A 24137-nucleotide genomic window follows, 5' to 3' on the forward strand; every position below is an offset into this window, starting at 1 on the left:
TATGCGGTGGGGCGGCTCCGGCTGCATGCATGGGCCCTTCGCTCCACGGCAGCCGCCGGTCTCCGGCTGCACCCTTGCGCTCACCCTGTGTCGCCGGGGTGGGGGCCGCGCGCTGGAGGAGACCGATCGTGGGAATGCCGGTCCGCACGGGGGTGAATCCGGGCCGGTGAGGAGTGTGGCGGCGGGTGTGGCTCAGGTCACAGTGATTCTTCGCGCGGGCGGGAAATAACCGGGGACCGTTTCCCCGTTTAGCCCTGTGTCCGAGCGAAACGGGGACTCCCTCCCCGGATCGCCGGCGAGGCACCCCGTGCTTCGCCCCCTCGCTTCAAAGGAGTCCACCGTGTCGACCGCGACCACCCCCGCATCGCGCAAGGTGCACCGGCCCCGCGCCGACGCCCTGCGCAACCGGGAGCGGATCGTCACCGCCGCCCGGGAGATGTTCGTCGAGCACGGCTTGGACGTGCCGCTCGACGAGATCGCCCGCCGGGCCGGCGTCGGCAACGCCACGGTGTACCGCAACTTCCCCGACCGCGAGGCCCTCGTCCGCGAGGTCGTCTGCTCCGTCATGGACCGGACGGCCGAGGCGGCCGAGGTGGCCCTCGCCGAGACCGGGGACGCCTTCGCCGCGCTGGAACACTTCGTGCACGCCGCCGCCGACGAGCGGATCAGCGCGCTGTGCCCGATGATCTCCAGCACGTTCGACCAGCACCACCCCGACCTGGAAGCCTCCCGCGAGCGCATCGAACAGCTCGTGGAGGAGGTCATGGGCCGGGCCAAGGCGGCCGGACAGCTGCGGCCCGACGTCGGCGTCGGCGATCTGCTGATCGTCGTGGCCCAGCTGAGCCGGCCCCCGGCCGGCACGGACTGCCTCCACGGCGACCGTTTCGTGCACCGCCACCTCCAGCTGTTCCTCGACGGCCTGCGGGCGCCCGCCCGTTCCGTCCTGCCGGGCACGGCCGTCACCATCAAGGAGCTGCGCGCGTGCTGACCGATTAGTTCGGCTCCCGATCCCAGTCCATCCCTACGGCACGTAGCAGCAGCCGCGCTCCTCCCCGCTACGGCCTTCCTCACCGCGGCCCTTTTCTCGGCATTTTTCCGTCACGAAGTCCCGAAGTGGGTACCTCCATGTCCGACACAGCCCGCAAGGCTCCCGGCGCCGGCCTGACCGGCGACGCCAACCGCTGGAAGGCGCTCGTCTTCATCGCGCTGGCCCAGTTGATGGTCGTCCTCGACGCCACCATCGTGAACATCGCTCTGCCGTCCGCGCAGACGGACCTCGGCATATCCGACGGCAACCGGCAGTGGGTCGTCACGGCCTACGCCCTCGCCTTCGGCGGCCTGCTGCTGTTCGGCGGCCGTATCGCCGACAAGTGGGGCCGCAAGCGCGCCTTCGTCACCGGCCTGGCCGGCTTCGCCCTCGCCTCCGCGCTCGGCGGCGCCGCCACGACCGGCGCGATGATGTTCGGCGCCCGTGCCCTGCAGGGTGTCTTCGGCGCGCTGCTCGCCCCGGCCGCGCTGTCGCTGCTCGCCGTGATGTTCACCGACGCCAAGGAACGCGCCAAGGCGTTCGGCATCTACGGCGCCATCGCCGGCGGCGGCGGTGCCGTCGGCCTGATCCTCGGCGGTTTCCTCACCGAGTACCTGAACTGGCGCTGGACCTTCTTCGTGAACATCCCCTTCGCCATCGTCGCCGCGGCCGGCGCCTACTTCGTCATCCGTGAGCCCGAGGGCGGCCGCAACCGCTCCCCGCTCGACATCCCCGGCGTGATCCTGTCCACCCTCGGCCTGGTCGCCCTCGTCTACGGCTTCACCCGCGCCGAGTCGGACGGCTGGAGCGACGCGGTCACCATCTCCATGTTCGTCGCGTCCGCGGTGCTGCTCGGCGCCTTCGCGTGGGTCGAGTCCCGGGTCAAGGCCCCGCTGCTGCCGCTGCGCGTGGTGACCGACCGCAACCGCGGCGGGATCTACCTCTCCCTCGGCCTCGCGATCATCGGCATGTTCGGCCTGTTCCTCTTCCTGACCTACTACCTGCAGGTCGTGAAGGGCTACTCGCCGGTCAAGACCGGCTTCGCGTTCCTGCCGATGGTGGCCGGCATGATCACCGGTTCCACCCAGATCGGCACACGGCTGATGACCCGGATCCCGGCCCGCTTCCTGATGGGCCCCGGCTTCCTGGTCGCCTCGCTCGGCATGCTGGTGCTGACCCAGCTGAAGATCGACTCCGCGTACGGCACCCAGCTGCTGCCCGCGATGGTGCTGCTCGGCCTCGGCATGGGTACGGCGTTCATGCCGGCCATGTCCCTGGCCACCCAGGGCGTCCAGCCTCGCGACGCCGGTGTCGCCTCCGCGATGGTCAACACCTCGCAGCAGGTGGGCGGCGCGATCGGCACCGCCCTGCTGAACACCATCGCCGCGTCCGCGACGACCTCGTACGTCAAGGACCACATCGCCGGCGCCACCACGAAGCCGCAGCAGCAGCTGGTCGGGCTCCAGGGCATGGTGCACGGCTACAGCACCGCGATCTGGTTCGCCGTCGGCATCCTCGGGCTCGCCGCCCTGATCGCCTTCACCTTCGTCAACGCCGGCCGGCCCGGCTCCACCACGGTGGCCTCCGGTGAGGGTGCCGGGAGCGTCGAGGACGAGGTGCCGGTGCCGGTGGTGGCGCACTGAGGTGCCCCCTCGGCGGAGCCGGAAAAGGTCCGCCCGGCGGGGCCCGGGAAGGTCCGCTCAGCGGAGCCAGGGAAGGTCCGCACCCGCTTCGTTGGGCTGAAGGCCCTCGGCGATGATCTGCATGATCTCGCCGAGGGTCTTCTGCTGTTCGGGGCTGAGCCGGTCGAACATCGCCTGCCGTACGGCGGCCACATGGCCGGGCGCGGAACGCCCCAGCACCTCGGCCCCCGCCTCGGTGAGCACCGCGAACTGACCCCGCTTGTCCGAGGGGCAGTCCTCACGGCGCACCCAGCCGTTCTTCTCCAGCCGCGCGATCGCGTGCGACAGCCGCGAGCGGGTGATCTTGGCCTGCATCGCCAGCTCGGTCATCCGCAGCCGGCGACGCGGGGCCTCGGCGAGGCCGACGAGAAGGCCGTAGTAGATGTGCGGCATGCCCGCGTCGCGCTGCAGCTGCCGGTCGAGGTGGTCCTCCAGCAGGGTGGTGGCGTGCAGGTAGGCACGCCAGACGCGCTGTTCCTCGTCGGTGAGCCAGCGGGGCTGTGCGGCGGAGTCGGATGCCGTGTTCATGTGTCCCACTGTACGAGTCCGCTCCTTGAAACTTGAACAAGTCGGGCGTATCGTCGGGCGTAGAGCTTGAGAGTTAAAGCAACTCGCATCTCGCATCTTGCAACTGGCTGCTCGCGAGCGCCGATGTGCGCTCGCCGGCGCCTGCGTCCACGGGAGCCGCCGTCATGTCCACCACCGCACAGGAGAAGCCCGCCGCCGGGCCGGAGCGCATGCCCGCCCTGTACCTCAGCCACGGCGCCCCGCCGCTCGCCGACGACCCCGTCTGGCCCGGCCAGCTCGCCGCCTGGTCCGCCGGCCTGCCCCGGCCCCGGGCGATCCTCATGGTCTCCGCCCACTGGGAGGAGGCCCCGCTCGCGCTGGGCGCGGTGGACACCGTCCCCCTCGTCCACGACTTCTGGGGCTTCCCCGAGCACTACTACCGGGTCCGGTACGACGCCCCCGGCGCACCCGAGCTGGCCGCATCCGTCCGCGGGCTGCTGCGCGCCCCCGGCACCCCCGTCCAGGACATTCCCGACCGCGGCCTCGACCACGGCGCCTACGTCCCCCTCGTCGAGATGTTCCCGGCCGCCGACATCCCCGTCCTGCAGATCTCCATGCCCACCCTCGACCCGGTCCGCCTCATGGACATCGGCCGCAGGCTCGCGCCCCTGCGCGACGAGGGCGTGCTGATCGTCGGCTCCGGCTTCTTCACCCACAACCTCGCCGCCCTGCGGCACACCGGCGGCGGCGTGCCCAGCTGGTCCTCGGAGTTCGACGACTGGGGCCGCCGCGCGCTTCAGGCCCGCGACTGGGACGCCTTGCTGGACTTCCTGAACAAGGCCCCGGCCGGCCGCTACGCCCACCCGCGCACGGAACACTTCGCCCCGCTGTTCGTCACCATGGGCGCGGCCGAGGCGGGCGGGGAGCTGGACGCGCAGAAGTCGGTGATCGACGGGTTCTGGATGGGGATGGCGAAGCGGTCGGTGCAGTTCGGCTGAGCCGCGGCCCCGGTCACAGGTCCTTCTCGTACCAGGCGACGTCCCAGTAGCGGCCGAACTTGCGGCCGACCTCGCGGTACGTGCCGACGTGCCGGAAGCCGAAACGGGCGTGCAGCCGGCCGGAGGCCTCGTTGGGCTGGGCGATCCCGGCGTAGGCGCGGTGGACGTCCTCCTCGGCCAGTGCCTTGAACAGGGCGTCGTAGAGCAGCGTGCCGACGCCGCGCCGCCCCGCGTCCGGGGCGACGTACACCGAAACCTCCACGGACGTGGCGTACGCGGGCTTCGGCCGGTAAGGGCTGGATGTGACGTATCCCAGAACGCGCTGTGAATCGCCCTCCGGATCGCCTTCCGTGGCAACCATCAGGCGGTACGGGCCGTCTTCCGGGTGGGAGAGCAGCCAAGGGCGGCGCTCTTCCGGAGTGAAGACCGCGGTATCGAATGTGATGGCCGTCTCACGCACGTAGTGGTTGTAGATCGCGGTGAGGGCGTCGAGGTCCCCCTCGACTCCTGGCCTGACCTGCACCTCTCTACGCTCCGTCGGCATCTCGCCTCCCTGTGTGGCGGAACAGGGTACTGCATGATCAGAAAAATTGGGGGACGGGTTGGGAATTCTGTCCGGATTCCAGTCGTTGTTTCCCACGGATGCAGGGCACTCGGAGAGAGTCCCAGTGACACTCCCCCCGATGCCGAGCGTTCAGCAGGACCACCCGCCAGCCCACCATCGCAAGGGAGCACGCATGGCAACCCGTGCCGTCGCCCGTCGTAAGTCCGCCACCGGCGAGACGGCCGACTCGGCAAGCAGTGTTCGCGCTCATGGCGGCGAGATCGCGGACCGCGACCTGGTCGGCATGTACCTCGACGAGATCGCGCGTACGCCGCTGCTCGACGCCGCCAAGGAGGTCGAGCTGTCCCAGACCATCGAGGCGGGTGTCTTCGCGCAGCAGGTCCTCGACGGTGAGGAGGAGTCCAGGACGGACGCCAGCCGCGAGGAACTGGAGGCGCTGGCCGCCGTCGGCGAGCGGGCCAAGGACGTCTTCATCCGTTCCAACCTCCGCCTGGTCGTGGCGGTCGCCCGGCGCTACCCGCGCAGCGGCCTGCCCCTGCTCGACCTGATCCAGGAAGGCAACGCCGGCCTGGTGCGCGCGGTCGAGAAGTTCGACTACCGCAAGGGCTTCAAGTTCTCGACGTACGCCACCTGGTGGATCCGCCAGGCGATCACCCGCTCCATCGCCGACCAGTCCCGCACGATCCGGCTCCCCGTCCACCTGGTGGAGGAGCTGGGCCGTATCCGCCGCGTGCAGCGCGAGTTCAACCGTGAGAACGGCCGCGACCCGGAGCCCGCGGAGATCGCCGTGGAGCTGGGCACGACGCCGGAGCGCGTCATCGACGTCCTCGACTGGGCCCGCGACCCGGTGTCGCTGAACATGTCGGTGGACGACGAGGGCGAGACCCAGTTCGGTGACCTCCTGGAGGACACCTCGGCGGTCTCCCCTGAGCAGTCCGTCCTGACCCTGCTGCGCAGCGAGGAACTGGACGACCTGATCGGCCGCCTGGACCAGCGCACGGCCTCCATCATCAAGATGCGGTACGGCATCGAGGACGGCCGCGAGCGCACCCTGACCGAGGTCGGCAAGGAGCACGGCCTGACCCGCGAACGCATCCGCCAGATCGAGAAGCACGCCCTCCTCGAACTGAAGAAGCTGGCCCGCGACACCGGCTTCGACGCGGCGGCGTAACAGGTGCCGGGGGGTGCCGGGTGCGCGGGGCCTGGGCGCGGCGTGTGCCGCAGCGGGGTGGGTGCCGGGTGCGCCGGAGCCGCTCCGCTGCGGCGGGGCCGCCCGGCGTGCCGCGCGTCCGGCCCACCGGGCGGCGCACGGTGCGCCGAGGCGGGTGGTGTCTTGGGGGCTTACGGTGCCCAGGGGGCGCGCACGCCGGTGGCGAAAGACGGCGCAAACATGACGTGGTCCCCTCGCTTCAACGCCCGGGTCCGCGGGAAAAACCCTTCCGGGTCCAGCAGCATCCAGGCCCCAGGAACCGCACTCCCCATGCACCGCGCAGACCGGCCGACCCCACGCGCCCCCACCGCACCACAGAGCCAGGTCCCGACGCAATCCCCCCCGGCGCCGGGACCTTCCCCGGCCGGGCTCCGGCACCCATCCCCCCTGGGTGCCGGAGCCCGGCTCTTCCTTGCCCGGCAGGCCCGCCCCTGTGCCCCAAGCAGCCGCCGAACGCCTGAGGGGGATTCAAGTCCGCGCGGACGGGAGAGCGGTGACGCACTCATGGAATGGCGGCCCACCCCGTACCTGAACCCCGGGGTGGACCGCCGGATGGCAGATTCTGCCACATGGGCATAGCCTGCCGGGATGAGCACCACCCGCAGCGCCGCCCACCAGCCGTTTTCCGCCTCCTCGCCCCTCTCGCTGACCGAGCGCCGGAAGGCCGAGACCCGGATGGAGATCGCCCGCGCGGCGGCCGCCCTGTTCGTCCGCCAGGGCCTGCGGGCGACCCGCGCCGAGGACATCGCGCAGGCGGCGGGCATCGCACCGCGGACGTTCTACCGGTATTTCGCCACCAAGGAGGAAGCGGTCGCGCCCCTCTACGCGGCGGGCGCGCAGCGCTGGACGGAAGCGGTCCGCTCGGCGCCCGACGGGCTGACCGTACCGGAGGCGCTGGAACACGCCGTCCACCACACCCTCACGCCCGGCGTCGCCGTCTCGGCTGCGTCCTGGGAATGGGTCCGCACGCTCATCCGTCTGGCCGGTGACAGCCCCGCCCTGCGCAAGGTCTGGGCCGAGGTGTGCCAGGCGTCGGAACAGAACCTGGCCGAGATCCTGGCGTCCCGCACGGTGTCAACGGGGCCGGGGGGCAGTGGACTTGAGACGAGCGGGACCGGCGGTCCGGCGGCAGGCGAGGACGCCGAGGGGAACGCGGGGGCCGAAGGATCGGAAGCGGCCGAGGGAGCGGAAGGGGCCGCGGGCGTCGAGGGGGGTGCGGGAACGACGGGAGTCGAAGGGGGCGCGGGAGTCACGGGAGCCGACGAGGGCGCGGGGGCGGTGGCCGGAGGGGACGCGGGAACCAGGCGGGTCGAAGGGGGCGCGGGAGGCGGCATCGTTGCCCTGTGTCCCGCGGCTGCCCCCGTACCGGTCACCCCCGGCCACCGCCTCACCGCGGCCGTCGCCGGTGCCGCCGTCCGTGTGGCCGTGGAGGCCTGGGCCGCCACGTCCTGCCCGCCCGCCGGTCCCGAAGGCCCCGCGGCCCTGGCCCTGCGCAACCTCGCTTCCCTGCGGGGCTTCGACTGGAGCGGCGGGCGTGACCGGTCGTCACCCTGACGCCCCCTCCTGGGCGCCGCCCGTCCCCGCCCGGCTCAGTCGCGCGCCCAACTCCCTCACACAGGACACCAGTTCAGCGGGCTCGTGCACCGTGAACTCGCAGTCGGTCAACGCCAGCCGCACCGCCAGCCACTCCACCGAATCACCGGAGGCGCCCCGCAGCACACAACCGCCCTCACCGTCGTCCTCCGGTGTGCCGAGCCACGCCGGAAGCCGCGCGGAGACCTGCTCCGCCGACGCGGCGAACCGCACCGCGAACTCATATGTCTCCTGCCGCCGTTGGATGGACTGCCGCAGGTACTCGGCGGCGTTGCCCGTCGGCAGCTCCCGCGGCGCGAACCGGGCTCCGGTCGCGAACGGCTCGCTCACCCGGTCCACCCGGAAGGTCCGCCAGTCGGCGCGGTCGAGGTCGTAGGCGACGAGGTACCACCGCCGCCCGGTCGACACCAGCCGGTGCGGTTCGGTCAGCCGCCGCGACTCGCTGCCGTCCTTGTCGCGGTAGACGAACCGCAGCCGCTCGTGCCCCGCCACCGTCGAGGCCATCACGGTCAGCGTCTCCGGCGCGATGCTCGGGCCGTCCCCGATGGTCAGCGGTGTGGTCGCCGCCTGCAGCGTGGACACCCGGTGGCGCAGCCGGGCCGGCAGCACCTGCTCCAGCTTGGCCAGGGCCCGTACGGACGCCTCGTCCACGCCCGCCACGGCATGACCGGCACCCGCCCGCAGGCCCACCGCGATCGCCACCGCCTCCTCGTCGTCCAGCACCAGCGGAGGCATCGCCTTGCCCGCGACCAGCCGGTACCCGCCGTCCGCGCCCTTCGTGGCCTGCACCGGATAGCCCAGCTCCCGCAACCGGTCGATGTCCCGCCGCACCGTTCGACGCGACACCCCGAGCCGCCCGGCCAGCTCCCCACCGGGCCACTCCCGCGGGGTCTGGAGAAGGGAGAGGAGCTGGAGGAGCCGGGCCGGAGTGTCCGTGGTCATAGATACGAGAATGCCGCAGCACTAGGACATGATCTGACCTAATAAGGGCCTACGTTCATCTCATGACCCCGAACGACCCCACGGCCGCCCCGGCGGCGCCTGTCGCACCTCCCTCCGACCGATCCCGCTGGCTCGCCCTGGCCATCGTCATGACCGCCGCCTTCATGGACCTGGTCGACGTGACGATCGTCAACATCGCCATCCCGTCCATCGAGCGGAGCGCGAACGCCTCGGTCAGCCAGATCCAGTGGATCACCGCCGGTTACGCCCTGGCCTTCGCCGCCGGTCTGATCACCGGCGGCCGTCTGGGCGACATCCACGGCCGCAAGCGGCTGTTCCTGATCGGTATCGGCGGCTTCACCCTCGCCTCCGCGCTGTGCGGCTTCGCGGCGAACCCGGAGATGCTGGTGGCCTCCCGCATCCTGCAGGGCGGCATGGCGGCGATGATGGTGCCGCAGGTCCTCTCGATCGTGCACGCCACCTTCCCGGCGCACGAACGCGGCAAGGTGTTCGGCATGTTCGGCGCGGTCGTCGGTCTGGGCGCGGTCTCCGGCCCGCTGCTCGGCGCCCTGCTGACCGAGTGGAACCTGTTCGGCCTGGAATGGCGTCCCATCTTCCTCATCAACCTCCCCGTGGGCGTCGTGGCCTGGCTGCTGGGCCGCCGCTTCATCACCGAGTCGAAGGCCCCCAAGGCGCTGAAGCTGGACCTCGTCGGTGTCGCCCTGGTCTCGCTGGGCCTGCTGATGCTGCTCTACCCGCTCACGCGCGGCCGGGAGCTGGGCTGGCCGCTGTGGGGGTACGTCTGCATGGCCGGTGCGCTCGTCGTCTTCGCGGCGCTGGTGTCGTACGAGAAACGGAAGGCGGCCAGGGACGGTTCCCCGCTCATCGAGCTGTCCCTCTTCCGGGTGAAGAGCTTCGCCGCCGGCATCGCCGTGCAGACCGTCTTCGGTGTCGCGCTCGGCATCTTCTTCCTGGTCTGGACGCTGTACATGCAGATCGGCCTGGGCTGGAGGCCGCTGCGGGCCGGGCTGACCGGCGTACCGTTCTCCCTCGCGGTGTCCACGGCGGCCGGCCTGTCGGTGCAGCAGCTGGTGCCGAGGTTCGGGCGGAAGGTGCTGCAGGCGGGCGCGCTGGTGATGGGCGCGGGCGTGCTGCTCTATCTGTGGGAGGCGCACCGCTACGGCCTGTCCATCACCTCCTGGCAGATGGCCCTGCCGCTGGTCGTGATGGGCGTCGGGATGGGGCTGATCGTCGCCCCGCTGACCGACGCGGTGCTCTCGGAGGTTCCGCGTGAGCACGCCGGTTCCGCGTCCGGCCTGATCAACACGGTGCAGCAGATGGGCAACGCGCTCGGCCTCGGGCTGGTCTCCGTGGTGTTCTTCGGCGAGATCGGCGAGCGGACGCCCCCGGACCGGGTCGGCCTCGCCTTCGTGCACGCCTTCCAGCACGCGCTGTGGTGGGTCGCCGGGATCATGGGCGTGATCTTCCTGCTCATGTCCGCCCTGCCGAAGCGGCCGGCGCAGCATGCGGAGGGGGCGGCGGAGGCGGACCTGCCGGAGGCGGAGAAGGAGCCTGAGCTGGTGCGCTGACCCGGCGCGACGGCAGCAGGGCCCGGCACCGACCAGGTGCCCGGGCCCTGCTGCCGTCCATGTGTCCGTTCATGCCCGATTGGAATCCGAACCTGTTTACTTTCCGGAAGGCCGGGCGTACGCTCGCAGGGAAACCACACGTTCGGGCATCCGTCGGAAATGAACGGACATCGGGTCTCGGGCGGTGGGCATCGCACAGCGGGCATCGGACATCGAGGCGGAGGCCAGCGACATGTACGCACCGGAACGGCAGCAGGAGATCCTCCGGCTCGCACGTGACGGCGGCCGGGTGGACGTGCTGTCGCTCGCCGAGGAGTTCCAGGTCACCGCGGAAACGATCCGCCGCGATCTGAAGGCCCTCGACCGCGCCGGCCTCGTCCGCCGGGTGCACGGCGGAGCCATCCCGGTCGGCCGCCTCGACTTCGAACCCGACCTCAGCGAGCGCGAGTCCACCGCCGCCGACGAGAAGGACCGCATCGCCAAGGCCGCCCTCGCCGAACTGCCGGCCGAGGGCACGATGATCCTCGACGCCGGTACGACGGTCGCCCGCCTCGCCGCCGCGATCCCGCTGGAGGCCTCCCTGACCGTCGTCACACACAGCCTCCCCATCGCCGCCCGCCTCGCCGACCACCCGGGCATCCAGCTCCACCTGGTCGGCGGCCGCGTACGGCACCGCACGCGCGCCGCGGTGGACGCCTGGGCGCTGCGTGCCTACGGCGAGATCCGCGCCGACGTACTGTTCGTGGCCGCGAACGGCTTCTCCGCCGAGCACGGTCTGACCACCCCGGACCTCGCCGAGGCCGCGGTCAAGCGAGCCGCGGTCGCCGCCGCCCGCCGCGTGGTGCTGCTGGCCGACTCCGCCAAGCACGGCCAGGAGCACTTCGCCCGCTTCGGCGACCTGAGCGACGTGGACCTGCTGATCACCGACAGCGGGCTGAGCCCCGAAGACGCGGCCGTCATCGAGCGCGGCGGCACGGAAGTGGTACGCGCATGATCCTCACCGTCACCCCCAACCCCTCCCTCGACCGCACCTACGAGGTCCAGCGCCTGAAGCGCGGCGAAGTCATCCGCGCCGAGACCGAGCGCATGGACCCGGGCGGCAAGGGCGTGAACGTCTCGCGCGCCGTCACGGCCGCCGGACGGCGCACGGTCGCCGTCCTGCCCCTGGGGGGTGCGCCGGGCGCGCTCGTCGCCGACCTGCTCGACGCGCAGGGCATCGAGGTCGCGCCCGTCCCGATCACCGGAGCCACCCGTTCCAACATCGCGCTCGCCGAGGCGGACGGGGTGCTGACGAAGATCAACGCGCCCGGCCCCGAACTCTCCCGGGCCGAACAGGAACTCCTCCTGGACACCGTCCGCGAGCAGTCGCGGGACGCCGACTGGATCGCGTGCTGCGGCAGCCTGCCCCTGGGGCTTGCGCCCTCCTGGTACGCCGATGTCGTCACGCGGGCGCACGCCGGGGGAGCGCGCATCGCGCTGGACACCTCGGGGCGGCCGCTGCTGGAAGCGCTGCGCGCGCGGCCGGACGTGGTGAAGCCCAACGCCGAGGAGCTCGCGCAAGCCGTCGGACGCCCCCTGGCGACCGTGGGTGACGCGCTGAAGGCCGCCGAGGAGGTGCGGGGCATGGGCGCACGCGCCGTGCTCGCGAGCCTGGGCGCCGACGGGCAGCTCCTCGTGGAGAAAGCCGGCGCCTGGTTCGCCACCGCGCGCGTGGACACCGTCCGCAGCAACGTCGGCGCCGGTGACTCCTCCCTCGCCGGCTTCCTGATCGCCGGCGGCACCGGGCCCGGCGCCCTCGCCTCCGCCGTCGCCCACGGCGCCGCCGCCGTCCAGCTCCCCGGCAGCGTCATGCCGACCCCCGCCGACCTGGACCCGGCGGCGGTGACCGTCACGGCCGAGATCCCGCTCGACCGCGAACTGACGGAGCCGGCGTCATGAACGCCCCGGTCCGCCGCCGTACGGCCGCTGCGGCCCGGCTCTGGCGGGACTCCCCGTCACCCACCACGGCCACCGTCCCCACCGCCTCCCCCCACAGCAGCACCCTCGTCCCCCACCCCGCCCACCCCTCCCCCCGGGCGATACGCGTGCAGAGGAGCCCGCGATGAGCGACATGATCACCGCGGACCTGGTCGACCTCGACCTGTCCGCCGACACCAAGGAAGCGGCGGCGCGCGCCCTCGCCGAGCGCATGGTCGCCCAGGGCCGGGTGACCGACCTGGAGGGCTTCCTCGCCGACGTGGCCGCCCGCGAGGCGCAGATGCCGACCGGCCTCGACGGCGGCATCGGCATCCCGCACTGCCGCAGCGCCCACGTCACCGAACCCACCCTCGCCTTCGGCCGCAGCGCCGCCGGCATCGACTTCGGCGCCGCGGACGGCCCGGCCGATCTGATCTTCCTGATCGCGGCCCCGGCCGGCGCCGACGACGCCCACCTCACGATCCTCTCCTCCCTGGCCCGGCAGCTGATGAACTCCGAGTTCACCTCGGCGCTGCGCGCGGTGACCGACACGGGGACGGCGGCGGCGCTGATCCGCGGGGACGAGGCCCCGAGTGCGGTGCGGGCCCCGGAGTCCATCGAGGAGAACGCGGGCGCGGGCGCGTCCGACGAGGCGGGCGCCACCGGTGCGCACGCGGCCCAGGGCTCTGCTCAAGGCTCTGTTCAGGGCGCCGCTCAGGGCGCCGCGGGCGCTGTGGGTGCCTCCGAAGACACCGCTGCGGCGCCGGCGGCGGCCTCCGCCGGCGCCGCGGCGGCCACCATCCCGCAGGCGCCAGGGGCGACCGCCCCGGCGCAGGCGACCCCCGCGGGCGCCGGCTCCACCCCGGACTCCGGCGAGCGCCCCTTCCGTATCGTCGCCGTCACCTCCTGTCCGACCGGTATCGCGCACACCTACATGGCGGCCGAGTCCCTGGAGAACGCGGGCCGCGCGGCGGGCGCCGAGGTCGTCGTCGAGACGCAGGGCTCGGCCGGTTTCACCCGGCTGGAAGCGGAGGTGATCGCGGCGGCGGACGGCGTGATCTTCGCGCACGACGTCCCCGTACGCGACAAGGACCGCTTCGCCGGCAAGCCGACCGTCGACGTCGGCGTGAAGGCGGGCATCAACCGCGCCGCCGAACTCATCACGGAGGTGCGGGAGAAGGCGGAGCGCGGCGAGACGAGCGCGCCGGCGCCCGCGTCGGGCGGCACGCCGGTCGAGCGCGCGGGCGACACCACCGAGGGGTACGGCACCAAGCTGCGCACCTGGCTGATGAGCGGTGTGAGCTACATGGTCCCGTTCGTCGCCGCGGGCGGCCTGCTCATCGCCCTGGGCTTCGCGATCGGCGGCTACAAGATCAACAAGGCGCCGTCGGTGATGAACCACTTCGCGTGGACCCAGGCCGACAGCTGGGGCGCCCTGCTGTTCCAGATCGGCGCCGTGGCCTTCGGCTTCCTGGTCCCGGTGCTGGCCGGCTACATCGCCTACGGCATGGCCGACCGGCCCGGACTGGTCCCCGGCTTCGTGGGCGGCGCGATCTCGCTGACCATCAACGCGGGCTTCCTCGGCGGCCTGGCCGCCGGTCTGATCGCCGGTGGCGTGGTGCTGGCGATCCAGCGGATCGACATCCCGGCGGCCCTGCGCGGCATCATGCCGGTGGTGGTGATCCCGCTGATCTCCTCGGCGATCGTCGGATTCCTGATGTTCGTCGTGATCGGCAAGCCCATCGCCACCGCCCAGAAGGGCCTCACCGACTGGCTGAACGGCCTCACCGGCACCAACGCGGTGCTGCTCGGCGCCCTGCTCGGCCTGATGATGTGCTTCGACCTGGGCGGCCCGGTCAACAAGGTCGCCTACACCTTCGCCACCGCCGGCATCGCGGTCTCCGACCCCAGCGACTCCGCGATGAAGATCATGGCCGCGGTGATGGCGGCCGGCATGGTCCCGCCGCTGGCGATGGCCCTGGCCACCGCCGTGCGCGGCAGGCTGTTCACCCGGACCGAGCGCGAGAACGGCAAGGCCGCCTGGGTCCTGGGCCTCTCCTTCATCTCCGAGGGCGCGATCCCGTTCGCCGCGGCGGACCCGCTGCGGGTCATCCCGTCCGCCATGGTGGGCGGCGCGCTCACCGGCGCCCTGTCGATGGCCTTCGGCGCCACCCTGCGCGCCCCGCACGGGGGCATCTTCGTGGTCCCGCTGATCGGCAACCCGCTGCTGTACCTCGTCGCCGTCGCGGCCGGCGTCTGCGCCACCACGGCCCTGGTCGTCCTCCTCAAGGGCCTGCGCAAGCAGACCCCGCAGACCACGGCCGCCGACCCCGGGGCGAACTCCGCCAACGCGCCGAAGGAGACCGGGCAGCCCGTGGCGGCCTGACCACCGCGGCCCTTCACGCCGCCACGCCTTGTCCCTTTAGTTCGCTGTGAGTTGTTCACGGCACCTGCGAGATACGTCACGGTCCGGGGCCAAAGTCCCGGACTGTGGTGTGTACTGGGACGCATGCCTGAGCACGTCTCGACTCTCCAGCTGGCCGGCGCGGCCGTTCTCACCCTGGCCGGTGTGGTCTGGGCGGTCGGCGTCATGCGCCTGCTGCGCCGCTTTCGCGCGGAGGCCGTCCGAGAGCTCCCGGCTGTCCGCCTCCCGCTCCTGCCGTCCCAGCCGAAGTCCGGACCCCCGCGGGAGTCGGTGGAGCTGTCCCCGGCGGAACGGGACGCCTTCGCCGGGTTGGTACGGCGACTCGGCGATCGCTGACCGACGCGGAGCCCGCCTCCCCCGTCCGCGCTAGCCCTGCCGCGCCGCGCGCCGCTCCATGGCTTCCCGGGCCGCGTCCTCCGACATGTACACCTCGCACATGTGGCGGCCGTCGGGTGTCGCCGTGTGCTCGACCTCCCACAGGGAGATCTCACCGCCGTCCGGCAGCAGGAACGCGTGCTCGTACAGCGCGTAGCTCAGTCCCGCGCGTCCGGCGCGCCCCGGGCGCCCGAACGCCTGGGTGATGTGGTGCGCGGTCGCCGTCGCCAGCAGCGCCGCGGTCTCCGTACCGGGCCGGTCCGGGTTCTCCGCGCGGCGCAGCAGGCGGCGCGCGTGGTCGGCCGAGTCGTCGGAGGCGAACACCTGCCGGGGCTCGGGGATCGCCCACAGCCGCGTCAGCGCGGGCAGCTCGAACTCCGGTGTCTCCGGCGGCAGCCCGAGCCGCGCGGTGGCCGCCTGCAGCTCCTCCTCGTCGACGTACACCTCGTGCTCCGGCGGGCCGCCCGGCGTGGGGTTGTGCACGAGCTCCCACAGTGTGACCGCGGAGCCGTCGGCGAGCAGCCAGGTGTGCCGGTACGTCTCCCGGTGCCGCCCCGCGCTGTGGTACGCGGAGTGCAGCGAACTGTCGTGCGCCAGCGCGCAGTCGAGCTGCCATATCACCTCGTCGGGCAGCTCGAAGGAGTTCAGGGTCCGGCCGAGGAGCCGCGCGAGATGCTCCTCCGGAGACTCGGGCGACTCGGCTGGTTCGTACGCTGCCGTCTCGTACGGAACGCTCAAGGTTTCTCCCGGCGTTGCTGCATGTCACCTTGTGGGTGCATACCGTAGCCCCTCGGTCGGACATCATGTCCGGGAACCGAGAAAACGTACGCCGGGAAAACGCGCGGGCCGCGCGAGGAGTTCCCGCGCGGCCTCACGTGTCGTCACAAGCCGCCGCTCAGCCGGCGCTTCCCGCGGTCCAGGCGCTCCACGACATGTTCCAGCCGTTGAGCCCGTTGTCCGGGGCGACGGTCGTGTCCGGGGAGTTCTTCACGATCACGACATCCCCGACGAGTGAGTTGTCGAAGAACCACTTGGCCGACGTGGCGCCCTGCGCGCCCTGCACGTCCGCGAGGCCGACACAGCCGTGGCTGGTGCCCTCCCGGCCGAAGGGCGGGTTGCCCTTGTCGTACCAGTAGTTGCCGTGGATGAACGTCCCCGACGACGTCAGCCGCATCGCGTGCGGCACGTCCGGGATGTCGTACTCGCCGCCGAAGCCGACCGTCGAGCCGTTCATGCGCGTCTGCACGAACTTCTCGGAGATCACCATCTGCCCGTTGTACGTGGTGTGCTGCGCGCTGCCCGCGGAGATCGGCACCGTCTTGATCGTCTTGCCGTCCCGCACCACCGTCATGGTCTGCGTGTTGACGTCGACCGTGGAGACCTGCGACCGCCCGACGGTGAAGGAGACGGTCTTCTTCTGCACCCCGTAGACGCCCCGCGCACCCTCGACCCCGTCCAGGTCGATGTTCAGCGTGACCTTGGAGCCGGCCTTCCAGTACTCCTGCGGCCGGAAGTCCAGCCGCCGGTCCCCGAACCAGTGCCCGACCACCTGCTGGCCGCTGCTGGAGCCGACCGTGATGTGCGACTGCACGGCCTTCTTGTCGGTGATCGACTTGTCGAAGGTGAACGACACCGGCATGCCCGCACCCACCGTGCTGCCGTTGTCCGGCGTGTAGGTGCCGATGAAGCTGCTCGACGACGTGACCGTGGTGAAGATGGAGTTCGCCGCCGCGGTACGCCCGTCGGCGTCCTTCGCCGTCGCGCCCAGCTGGTACTTCGTGCCGCGCTCCAGCTGCTGCTTCGGCTTCCAGCTGCTCCCGTCCGCCGATATCGCGCCGGCCACGGTCTGCCCCGTCCCGGCCACGGTCATCTTCACGTCGGTCAGCCTGCCGCCGCTGACCTTCACCCCGGTCGCGTTGATGGACGCGCCGGTCGAACCGTCCTTGGCCGAGATGGCGATCTTCGCCGTGGACGTCTTGGGGGAGTCCTTGCCGCCCTTGCCGTCGCTGGTCGCGTTGGCGCTGCCTCCGCAAGCGGTCAGGGTGAGGGCGCCGACCATCATGGCGGCACAGGCCCCCAGTGCGCGCCGCGCGGCAATGTCCGGCGTTGTCACGAGCTGCTCCAGGTTCGTGTGATGTGCGTGATCCGTTCCAGTGCGTGGAGAAAGAGTGCACCGGCGTCGGGGAAGGTTCCCTCCGATCCCCATGACCGCCATGACGTGACAGAACCGCGACAATTCGAGCCCCGCGGACGGCTTGCTCCCCCGGCCCGGGGCACGTCCCCGGTCCCCAACCCGACGCTGGGGCAGGGCTGTTGGACGGCACGCGGGCTCACTGCGCGCGGTGAGAGCGCGATACCGCGTCCCTCACCGCCACCGTCGGACCCTCACCACCCCTGGCGCGCCCCGTACAACTCCCCGTACGACGGCCAGGCCCCGCCCGGCCCGTCGACCGACCCGGCGGCGCGCACGCCCCGCACGATCGCGCGCGTCACGGCGTCCGCGCCGGCGGCGAGGACGTCGTTGAGCGCCAACGGGTGCTCGGCGAGCGCATGTGCGCCCGTCGCCAGCGCGAAGACCGTGTCCCCGTCGTTCATGAGGTGCACCGGCCGCACCGAGCGCGCGATCCCGTCGTGCGCCGTCCCCGCCAGCTTCTGCGCCTGTGCCCTGGAGAGGGCCGCGTCGGTCGCGACCACGGCCAGCGTCGTGTTCAGCGGGGGCGGCGCGGTCTTCGCGGCGGTCTGGGCGAGGCGCCGGCACGCCTCCTCGTGCACGCGCTCGTCGGGGTACGTCACCCGCCCCTGGCACAACTCGCCGTACAGCGCTCCGGTCCCGGGCTCGATCACCGACCCCGCGGCGTTCACGACCACCAGCGCGGCCACGGTGATCCCCGAGTCGAGCACCGTGCTCGCCGTGCCCACCCCGCCCTTGATCCACCCCGCCACGGCGCCCGTACCGGCCCCGACGCACCCCTCCGCCACCCCGGCGCCCGGCGCGCTCGCCGCGGCGGCCTCCACCGCCGCACGTCCCGTGGCCGCGTCCGGCCGCGCGCCGAAGCTCCCGCCGCGCCCCAGGTCGAAGACGCATGCGGCGGGCACGACCGGCACGACGTGCGCCGGGTCCGTCCCCACCCGCACCCCGCGCCGCTGCTCCTCCAGCCAGGCCATCACGCCGGACGCCGCTTCGAGCCCGTACGCGCTGCCGCCGGTCAGCACGACCGCGTCGATCCGCTGCACCACGTTGCGCGGATCGAGCGCGTCGGTCTCCCGGGTGCCGGGGCCGCCGCCGCGCACGTCCACGGCGCCGACCGCGCCGCCCTCCGGAGCGAGGACCACCGTGGTACCGGTGAGCCAGCCGTCCCCGCGGCGCGTGGCGTGCCCCACCCGCACACCGGCGATGTCCGTGATCGCGTCAACTGTCATGGAGGCCAGTCTGGTCCTTCCGGGCGCCCGGAAGGAGAGGAGCGGTCAGCCCGCCGGAGCGGTGGCATTCGTCGCGCGCTCCCGGTGGGTCATGCGCGCCGTCAGCGCCACTCCGGTCGCCACCGCGGCCGAGGACACGAGCCCCGCCGCGAGCACCGCCCAGTCGCCCAGGAAGGTGCAGCAGATCACCAGCAGCGCCGTGACCGGCAGGACCAGCTGCTGGGCGATGCCGACCTTGAAGTGCCGTGAGTGGAGCGCCCAGACGGTCAGCAGATACAGCGCCGTGGGCAGCGTGACGGCCGCCGACGCGGACAGCGCGGAGATGTGGGCCTTGCCGACCGCGTGTTCCACGGTCACCTCCAGGCCCGCGCCGATCGCCGCCGCGGAGGCGAAGATCAGGTAGTGCCCGTAGCCCCACAGGAAGGCCTGTCTGTTGGCGTGCAGGTGACCGTGGATGGGCACCACGAAGTAGATCCACCACGCGGAGAAGACGATCAGGAGCCCGCCTGCCGCGATCGGCAGCAACTCGCCCAGCGCGTCGTGCTCGGCCACGGCCGACTTCACGGCGACGGTGGCCGCGGCGATCGTCTCGCCGAGCACGATGATGGTGAACAGGCCGTACCGTTCGGCGATGTGGTGCGGGTGCCAGGAGGTCTCGTGGCCCCTCTCGGCGAACGGCGGCACGCACATCTCCACGACCGCCATCACGACGAAGACCCAGGGCCGCGCGGGCGCGGGCAGCAGCACCAGTCCCAGCCAGCCGACCTGGCACAGCAGCACCCCGCACGCGTAGCGCAACGCCATGGCCCGCTCCGCACCGTCGGCCGATCTCGCGACTCTCAGCCACTGCGTGGCCATGGCCAGCCGCATGATCACGTAGCCGAGCCAGACCATCAGGTAGTCGTGCTGCTGGAAGGCCGGGGAGATGCCGGCGGCCAGCACCAGGACGCCGGCGATCTGCACCAGGGTGACGACCCGGTAGAGCGCGTCGTCGTTGTCGTACGCCGAGGCGAACCACGTGAAGTTCATCCACGCCCACCAGATCGCGAAGAACAGCATGGCGTAGTTGAGGATTCCGCCGCCCGCGTGTCCCTCGGTGACGGCGTGCACCAGCTGGGCCCCCGCCTGCGCGATCGCCACGACGAAGCACAGGTCGAAGAAGAGCTCCAGCGGTGAGGAGACCCGGTGGGCCTCGTCGCGCCCGCGCGCGGTGAGCCGTCGCAGCGGTCCGGAGGACTGCGGTGCGCCCGAGGAGGCGGGCGCCGGAGCGGAACTGGACGTCATGCTTCCCAGCACAGCAGAAATCCGCCCCGAAATCTTGTGAACGAATTCACAAACGGTGGGGGTGCGGGGTGCCGGGGGAAAGGCCAGCTCAGGGCGTGCCGGGGGGCCGTACCCTTGAGGCATGAGTACCGCCCCTGCATCCGAGCCCCGCGAGCCGAAGCCCGTGCTGGTCTTCGACGACCCGCTGGACCAGCAGTCCTCGGACGACACCGACCGCGGATGGGGCGAGCGTGGGGACCGTGACAGCGCCGCCGATCTGAAGCGCTTCCTCGACGAGAAGCCGCCCCACCACCTCTGAGCCGCCCGCGTCAGCGCCGCTAGCGCTCGTCGCGCCCCGGTCCGCGCTGTGCGACCAGCGCGTCGCGGATCTCCTTGAGGACCTCCAGCTCGGTCACCTCCATGACCTCCTTCGTGCCCTCCCGGGCCGCCCGGCGGGCCGCCTGCCGGGCCAGGTACTTCGACATCGGCAGCACCATCAGGAAGTACACCACCGTCGCGGTGATCAGGAAGGTCAGCGCGGCACCGAGGACGGAGCCCCACATCAGCCGGATGCCGTGCGTCCCTTTGCACGAGGCGCTCAGGCACGAGCTGTAGTTGTCCAGGTTCTGCGTGCCGATCGCGCCGACCAGCGGGTTGATGATTCCCTTCACGACCGAGTTGACGATGTTCGAGAAGGCCGCGCCGATCACCACGGCCACGGCCAGGTCGACGACGTTGCCGCGCATGAGGAAGGCCTTGAAGCCCTGCCAGACGTTCGGTACCTGCTTCGCGCTCACCTAGGGGACTCTCCTCGCATGCACAGGGTGTGGAACGAAACGCTCCGCAACCTACGGCACGGTGAGGCCGTCCTGTCCAGTGCGACGGGTCGGTCAGGGCACTCGACGGGAGGCCGCCCGTGCCCGGAAGGCGTCCGGGACGGTTCAGCACAGCGTCACCGCCAGCCGTGCGGTGGCGCTCGCGCCGACGAGACGTGCCGCCGTGCCGCGCGGCGCCGACAACACGAGCAGTGCCCCGCTCTCCGCTCCGCCCTGCACGGGCTCCGGCACCCCGGTCACCCGGACACCGCGCGCGAGCACCCGGGCGCCACCGGCCGGCGCCTCCCCGGCGGCGATGACGTCGACGCGGTCGCCGGGTCGCAGGAGCCGGACCGTGGCCGCGTCGGCGATCCGCACCGGCGCCGTGACCAGGTCCACCGCCGGGTGCCGGCGCACGGGTGCCGTCAGCGGGTGAGCGCGGGCGCCCTCCCTGCGGTGCGGTCCGGCCCCGCTGTGCGGCCCGGCGGCGACGAGCGCGGCCGCGGTCACCGCGAGACCGGCCGCGACGGCCCGCCTGCGGTGTCGTACGAGACGCTGCAGCTGGTACCGCCCGCCGCGCACGCGGACCGGAGGGAACGGCGGGACCTCGCAGGTCGCCGGGGCGTCCGTGCCCAGGGGGCGCGGCAGCCGGAGCGGAGGCGGGAAGGGCGAGCCGGTGGGCGAGGGGGAAGGGCCCGACGGCTGCGGGGACGACGAGGACCAGGGCATGGGAATCACCGCCTGCGACGAGGAATTCGGCTTGTGATGCCACGATGAGGCCTCGCGCCGCATCCCGCCGGAGCCGGTGGATCACGGACGGACTGTGGACAACTCGCTCACTCGAACGGGGAATTCCACTCCGTCGTCCACTCATGCGTCCACCGGCTCGTCCACCGGCTCGTCCTCTGTCCGACCCCAGGAAGGGTTCACGGCGCCGCCGCTGCGCAGCGCCGCCGACGCTTCCCGTAAGAGCGCTACGGCAGCTCGAAACCAGGGTCCATTCCACCGAGCGCGTTCACGCACAGACAGTCCCGCGCCCCGGTCTCCGGCAGCGCGGCGACCGCGTCGAACAGCACGCCGCGCAACCGGTCCACGTTGGCCGCGAACACCCGCAGCACCTCTTCGTGCGAGACGCCCTCGCCGGTTTCGGCGCCCGCGTCGAGGTCGGTGACCAGGGTCAGCGACGTGTAGCACAGCTCCAGTTCCCGGGCGAGCGCCGCTTCCGGGTGACCGGTCATGCCCACGACCGACCAGCCCTGTGCCTGGTGCCACAACGATTCGGCACGCGTCGAGAAGCGCGGCCCCTCGACCACGACCAGCGTGCCGCCGTCCACCGGCTCCCAGTCCCGCCCCCGCGCGGCCTTCAGGGCGACGGCCCGTCCGGTGGGGCAGTAGGGGTCGGCCATGGACACGTGCACGACGTTCGGCACGGTGCCGCCGGGCAGCGGCAACCCGTCGAAGTACGTCTGCATCCGGGACTTCGTACGGTCCACGAACTGGTCGGGCACGAGCAGCGTGCCGGGGCCGTACTCCGGCCGCAGCCCGCCCACCGCGCAGGGGCCGAGGACCTGCCGTACGCCGACGGAGCGCAGCGCCCACAGGTTGGCGCGGTAGTTGATGCGGTGGGGCGGCAGATGGTGGCCGCGGCCGTGCCGCGGCAGGAAGGCGACCCGCCGGCCGGCGATCTCGCCGAGGAAGAGGGAGTCGCTGGGCGGCCCGTAAGGGGTGTCCACCTGGACTTCTGCCACGTCGTCGAGGAACGAGTAGAAACCCGAGCCGCCGATCACGCCGATCTCTGCATTCGCCATGACCAGCACACTAGCGGGCGGCGAAACCGCGGGGGAGCGGGTGCCGGTGAACACCGAAGACCCTGCCGTCGTACGACGGCAGGGTCCGGGGAAGAGGGTGTCAGGCGGCCGAGCTGCTGGTGGAGCCAGTCGACGACGCCGAGGCCGACGTCGAGGACGGCTTCGAGTCGGACGAAGACGTGCCCGACGTGCTGGACGGCTTCGACGCCGGGCTGCTGCTCGACGTGGAGCCACGGGAGTCGTTGCGGTAGAAGCCGGAGCCCTTGAAGACGATGCCGACCGCGGAGAACACCTTCTTCAGGCGGCCACTGCAGTTGGGGCACTCGGTCAGGGCGTCATCAGTGAACTTCTGCACCGCCTCAAGGCCCTCGCCGCACTCGGTGCACTGGTACTGGTAGGTCGGCACTGTCTTCCTCCTGGCACTCTCACTCGATGAGTGCTAACGACGGTCCATAGTGACGTATTCCGGGGGATCAGTCCACCGTCACCGGCACTCGGTGACCGACGCCACGTGCGACGGTACGGTTCTGCTGCCGTGCGACCAGCCGCGATCGCAGCGCCAGCAGGGTCACCAGCGCGAGCACGGTGCCCCCCATCGGCACCAGGAACCCCGCGCCGCCCCATAGCCGGTCCTCCAGCTGCCCGGCGACCGTCACGGCGGCCGCCTGACCGAGGGCCACGGCGCCGGTCAGCCAGGTGAAGGCCTCCGTGCGGGCACCGGCCGGGACCAGCCCCTCGACCAGCGTGTAGCCGGTGATCAGCGCCGGCGCGATGCACATGCCGACCAGCAGGCCGAGGCCGGCGAGCAGCATGGTCGAGTGCGCCGTCCACAGGGCGGAGGCGACGATCGCGAGCCCCGTGTAGCCGACGACCAGGCGCCGCTGGGGGGCGGTCTTCCAGGCGATCGCGCCGCAGACGATGCCGGACAGCATGTTTCCGGCGGCGAAGACGCCGTACAGGACGCCGTTCAGACCGGGCTCGCCGATCGACTCGGTGAACGCCGCCAGCGACACCTGCATGCCGCCGAAGACGGACCCGATGCCGAGGAAGGTCACGACCAGCACGCGCACGCCGGGCACGCGCAGCGCGGACGCGTGCTCCACACGCGCCTGCCCGCTCTCCCCGCCCACCGGCGGCTGCGTGCCCTTCTGCGCGGCGAACAGCAGCCCGCCGACCAGGGTCAGCGCGCCCTCCGTGAGCAGTCCCGCCGCCGGCGTCACGGCGGTGCACAGCGCGGTCGCCAGCAGGGGACCGAAGACGAAGGTCAGCTCGTCCGTGACCGACTCGAACGCCGCCGCGGTGGTCATCAGGGGCGAACCCTGCAGCTTCACGCCCCAGCGGGCCCGCACCATCGGGCCGACCTGCGGCACCGAGGCGCCCGTCGGGACGGCCGCCAGGAACAGCGCCCACAGGGGAGCGTGCGCCAGCGCGAGCGCCGTCAGGGACAGGCCCGCCAGCGTGTGCACGAGGACGCCGGGGACCAGCACGGCGCGCTGGCCGTAGCGGTCGGCGAGGCGACCGCTGTACGGCGCGAACAGTGCCATCGAGACACCGGTGACGGCCGCGGTGGCGCCCGCGGCGCCGTACGAGCCGGTGGTGTGCTGCACGAGCAGCACGATGGAGAGGGTGAGCATCGCGAACGGCTGGCGCGCGGCGAAACCGGGGAGCAGGAAGGTCCAGGCGCCGCGAGTGCGCAGCAGCTGTCCGTATCCCGGGCGGGACGAGGCCGGCGAGGTCTTCTCCGGTTCGGTGGTGGAGACCGTGGATCCCACGGCCCGTGCCTTTCTGCCGCCTGGTAGCGCGGGCCGTGTGGGCCCGGGTGCCGAGAGCTGTCCTCTTGCGCGGACTGCGGTAGATACCGGCGCCCACTGCGGGTGGGGGGACCCGGCCGCCATACGGTCGCGCCAGCTCTGCGTCAGGCAGAGTTGGTTCGATCAGGGTGCGCCTTCATGGTACAGGGAT

Annotated in this window: 22 protein-coding genes and 1 pseudogene; 11 read left to right on the forward strand and 12 right to left on the reverse strand. The window is 72.1% G+C overall.

Annotated features, from left to right (window positions below; all coding sequences use genetic code 11):
* Positions 1–340 precede the first annotated feature (340 nt).
* Both IE244_RS12470 and IE244_RS12475 read left to right on the forward strand, forming a co-directional pair.
* The gene (locus IE244_RS12470) at positions 341–988 is read left to right on the forward strand and encodes a TetR/AcrR family transcriptional regulator (protein ID WP_191873443.1); all 648 of its coding nucleotides are present in this window, start codon (positions 341–343) and stop codon (positions 986–988) included.
* Between the two features lie 137 nt (positions 989–1125).
* Entirely contained in the window at positions 1126–2670 is a 1545-nt protein-coding gene (locus tag IE244_RS12475) for an MFS transporter (RefSeq protein ID WP_191873445.1), read from the forward strand.
* A gap of 57 nt (positions 2671–2727) precedes the next feature.
* On the opposite strand, the gene IE244_RS12480 is transcribed toward IE244_RS12475, so the two are convergent.
* On the reverse strand, positions 2728–3237 hold the full coding sequence (locus IE244_RS12480; RefSeq protein ID WP_191873447.1) for a MarR family winged helix-turn-helix transcriptional regulator: 510 nt from the start codon (positions 3235–3237) through the stop codon (positions 2728–2730).
* A gap of 164 nt (positions 3238–3401) precedes the next feature.
* Between IE244_RS12480 and IE244_RS12485 the strand changes: the two genes are divergently transcribed.
* A complete protein-coding gene (locus IE244_RS12485; protein ID WP_373305739.1) occupies positions 3402–4214 on the forward strand; it encodes a dioxygenase family protein in 813 nt (270 codons plus the stop codon).
* A 13-nt stretch (positions 4215–4227) separates the two neighbouring features.
* On the opposite strand, the gene IE244_RS12490 is transcribed toward IE244_RS12485, so the two are convergent.
* Positions 4228–4758, reverse strand: a complete 531-nt coding sequence (locus IE244_RS12490) for a GNAT family N-acetyltransferase (RefSeq protein ID WP_191873449.1) — start codon at positions 4756–4758, stop codon at positions 4228–4230.
* A 193-nt stretch (positions 4759–4951) separates the two neighbouring features.
* On the opposite strand from IE244_RS12490, the gene IE244_RS12495 reads away from it, so the two are divergent.
* Together IE244_RS12495 and IE244_RS42970 are read left to right on the forward strand one after the other, a co-directional pair.
* Positions 4952–5950, forward strand: coding sequence for a sigma-70 family RNA polymerase sigma factor (locus IE244_RS12495; protein WP_191873451.1), 999 nt, complete (start codon positions 4952–4954; stop codon positions 5948–5950).
* 714 nt (positions 5951–6664) lie between these two features.
* Positions 6665–7057: pseudogene (locus IE244_RS42970) on the forward strand (TetR/AcrR family transcriptional regulator); the annotation flags it as partial.
* Between the two features lie 477 nt (positions 7058–7534).
* Here the strand turns inward: IE244_RS42970 and IE244_RS12505 are convergent.
* The gene (locus IE244_RS12505) at positions 7535–8524 is read right to left on the reverse strand and encodes a helix-turn-helix transcriptional regulator (protein WP_191873453.1); all 990 of its coding nucleotides are present in this window, start codon (positions 8522–8524) and stop codon (positions 7535–7537) included.
* 62 nt (positions 8525–8586) lie between these two features.
* Here IE244_RS12505 and IE244_RS12510 point away from each other — a divergent pair, with 62 nt between their 5' ends.
* From IE244_RS12510 to IE244_RS12530, 5 genes are all read left to right on the forward strand, one after another.
* Positions 8587–10113 carry an MFS transporter gene (locus IE244_RS12510; RefSeq protein ID WP_191873455.1) on the forward strand — a complete coding sequence of 509 codons (1527 nt, stop codon included), beginning with the start codon at positions 8587–8589 and terminating at the stop codon, positions 10111–10113.
* 232 nt (positions 10114–10345) lie between these two features.
* Positions 10346–11107 (forward strand): DeoR/GlpR family DNA-binding transcription regulator, encoded by a 762-nt coding sequence (locus tag IE244_RS12515; RefSeq protein ID WP_191873708.1) that lies wholly within the window; start codon positions 10346–10348, stop codon positions 11105–11107.
* Entirely contained in the window at positions 11104–12051 is a 948-nt protein-coding gene (pfkB, locus tag IE244_RS12520) for a 1-phosphofructokinase (RefSeq protein ID WP_191873457.1), read from the forward strand. The genes IE244_RS12515 and pfkB overlap by 4 nt, the downstream gene beginning before the upstream one ends.
* 163 nt (positions 12052–12214) lie before the next feature.
* On the forward strand, positions 12215–14455 hold the full coding sequence (locus IE244_RS12525; RefSeq protein ID WP_191873459.1) for a PTS fructose transporter subunit IIABC: 2241 nt from the start codon (positions 12215–12217) through the stop codon (positions 14453–14455).
* Between the two features lie 123 nt (positions 14456–14578).
* Positions 14579–14830 (forward strand): hypothetical protein, encoded by a 252-nt coding sequence (locus IE244_RS12530; protein ID WP_191873461.1) that lies wholly within the window; start codon positions 14579–14581, stop codon positions 14828–14830.
* A gap of 30 nt (positions 14831–14860) precedes the next feature.
* On the opposite strand, the gene IE244_RS12535 is transcribed toward IE244_RS12530, so the two are convergent.
* From IE244_RS12535 to IE244_RS12550, 4 genes are all read right to left on the reverse strand, one after another.
* Complete coding sequence (locus IE244_RS12535) at positions 14861–15607, reverse strand: DUF6227 family protein (RefSeq protein WP_191873463.1); 747 nt, start codon at positions 15605–15607, stop codon at positions 14861–14863.
* 157 nt (positions 15608–15764) lie between these two features.
* Positions 15765–16982 (reverse strand): L,D-transpeptidase, encoded by a 1218-nt coding sequence (locus IE244_RS12540; RefSeq protein WP_191873465.1) that lies wholly within the window; start codon positions 16980–16982, stop codon positions 15765–15767.
* 272 nt (positions 16983–17254) lie between these two features.
* Complete coding sequence (locus IE244_RS12545; RefSeq protein ID WP_191873467.1) at positions 17255–18289, reverse strand: P1 family peptidase; 1035 nt, start codon at positions 18287–18289, stop codon at positions 17255–17257.
* A 45-nt stretch (positions 18290–18334) separates the two neighbouring features.
* Positions 18335–19573 (reverse strand): low temperature requirement protein A, encoded by a 1239-nt coding sequence (locus IE244_RS12550; RefSeq protein WP_191873469.1) that lies wholly within the window; start codon positions 19571–19573, stop codon positions 18335–18337.
* 121 nt (positions 19574–19694) lie between these two features.
* On the opposite strand from IE244_RS12550, the gene IE244_RS12555 reads away from it, so the two are divergent.
* Positions 19695–19871: a hypothetical protein gene (locus tag IE244_RS12555; protein WP_191873471.1), complete on the forward strand. Its 177-nt coding sequence runs from the start codon at positions 19695–19697 to the stop codon at positions 19869–19871.
* A 19-nt stretch (positions 19872–19890) separates the two neighbouring features.
* Here the strand turns inward: IE244_RS12555 and mscL are convergent, their stop codons facing one another.
* The 5 genes from mscL to IE244_RS12580 all read right to left on the reverse strand — a co-directional run bounded on the left by mscL (position 19891) and on the right by IE244_RS12580 (position 23947).
* Positions 19891–20349: a large conductance mechanosensitive channel protein MscL gene (gene mscL / locus IE244_RS12560; protein ID WP_191873473.1), complete on the reverse strand. Its 459-nt coding sequence runs from the start codon at positions 20347–20349 to the stop codon at positions 19891–19893.
* Positions 20350–20493: 144 nt separating this feature from the next.
* On the reverse strand, positions 20494–21096 hold the full coding sequence (locus tag IE244_RS12565) for a CpaB family protein (protein ID WP_229854069.1): 603 nt from the start codon (positions 21094–21096) through the stop codon (positions 20494–20496).
* 245 nt (positions 21097–21341) lie between these two features.
* A complete protein-coding gene (locus IE244_RS12570; protein WP_191873475.1) occupies positions 21342–22175 on the reverse strand; it encodes an S-methyl-5'-thioadenosine phosphorylase in 834 nt (277 codons plus the stop codon).
* A gap of 100 nt (positions 22176–22275) precedes the next feature.
* Positions 22276–22581 (reverse strand): FmdB family zinc ribbon protein, encoded by a 306-nt coding sequence (locus IE244_RS12575; RefSeq protein ID WP_191873477.1) that lies wholly within the window; start codon positions 22579–22581, stop codon positions 22276–22278.
* A 67-nt stretch (positions 22582–22648) separates the two neighbouring features.
* Positions 22649–23947 carry an MFS transporter gene (locus IE244_RS12580; RefSeq protein WP_191873479.1) on the reverse strand — a complete coding sequence of 433 codons (1299 nt, stop codon included), beginning with the start codon at positions 23945–23947 and terminating at the stop codon, positions 22649–22651.
* Positions 23948–24137 lie beyond the last annotated feature (190 nt).

Origin of the sequence: Streptomyces filipinensis (assembly GCF_014649495.1) — a bacterium.
GTDB classification, from domain to species: domain Bacteria; phylum Actinomycetota; class Actinomycetes; order Streptomycetales; family Streptomycetaceae; genus Streptomyces; species Streptomyces filipinensis.

Excerpts from the sequence above, each read along its gene's own strand:
- IE244_RS12475 (WP_191873445.1), top strand. The coding sequence starts at position 1,126 with ATGTCCGACACAGCCCGCAAGGCTCCCGGCGCCGGCCTGACCGGCGAC.
- IE244_RS12480 (WP_191873447.1), bottom strand. The coding sequence starts at position 3,237 with ATGAACACGGCATCCGACTCCGCCGCACAGCCCCGCTGGCTCACCGAC.
- IE244_RS12485 (WP_373305739.1), top strand. The coding sequence starts at position 3,402 with ATGTCCACCACCGCACAGGAGAAGCCCGCCGCCGGGCCGGAGCGCATG.
- IE244_RS12490 (WP_191873449.1), bottom strand. The coding sequence starts at position 4,758 with ATGCCGACGGAGCGTAGAGAGGTGCAGGTCAGGCCAGGAGTCGAGGGG.
- IE244_RS12495 (WP_191873451.1), top strand. The coding sequence starts at position 4,952 with ATGGCAACCCGTGCCGTCGCCCGTCGTAAGTCCGCCACCGGCGAGACG.
- IE244_RS12505 (WP_191873453.1), bottom strand. The coding sequence starts at position 8,524 with ATGACCACGGACACTCCGGCCCGGCTCCTCCAGCTCCTCTCCCTTCTC.
- IE244_RS12510 (WP_191873455.1), top strand. The coding sequence starts at position 8,587 with ATGACCCCGAACGACCCCACGGCCGCCCCGGCGGCGCCTGTCGCACCT.
- IE244_RS12515 (WP_191873708.1), top strand. The coding sequence starts at position 10,346 with ATGTACGCACCGGAACGGCAGCAGGAGATCCTCCGGCTCGCACGTGAC.
- pfkB (WP_191873457.1), top strand. The coding sequence starts at position 11,104 with ATGATCCTCACCGTCACCCCCAACCCCTCCCTCGACCGCACCTACGAG.
- IE244_RS12525 (WP_191873459.1), top strand. The coding sequence starts at position 12,215 with ATGAGCGACATGATCACCGCGGACCTGGTCGACCTCGACCTGTCCGCC.
- IE244_RS12530 (WP_191873461.1), top strand. The coding sequence starts at position 14,579 with ATGCCTGAGCACGTCTCGACTCTCCAGCTGGCCGGCGCGGCCGTTCTC.
- IE244_RS12545 (WP_191873467.1), bottom strand. The coding sequence starts at position 18,289 with ATGACAGTTGACGCGATCACGGACATCGCCGGTGTGCGGGTGGGGCAC.
- IE244_RS12550 (WP_191873469.1), bottom strand. The coding sequence starts at position 19,573 with ATGACGTCCAGTTCCGCTCCGGCGCCCGCCTCCTCGGGCGCACCGCAG.
- IE244_RS12555 (WP_191873471.1), top strand. The coding sequence starts at position 19,695 with ATGAGTACCGCCCCTGCATCCGAGCCCCGCGAGCCGAAGCCCGTGCTG.
- IE244_RS12565 (WP_229854069.1), bottom strand. The coding sequence starts at position 21,096 with ATGCCCTGGTCCTCGTCGTCCCCGCAGCCGTCGGGCCCTTCCCCCTCG.
- IE244_RS12570 (WP_191873475.1), bottom strand. The coding sequence starts at position 22,175 with ATGGCGAATGCAGAGATCGGCGTGATCGGCGGCTCGGGTTTCTACTCG.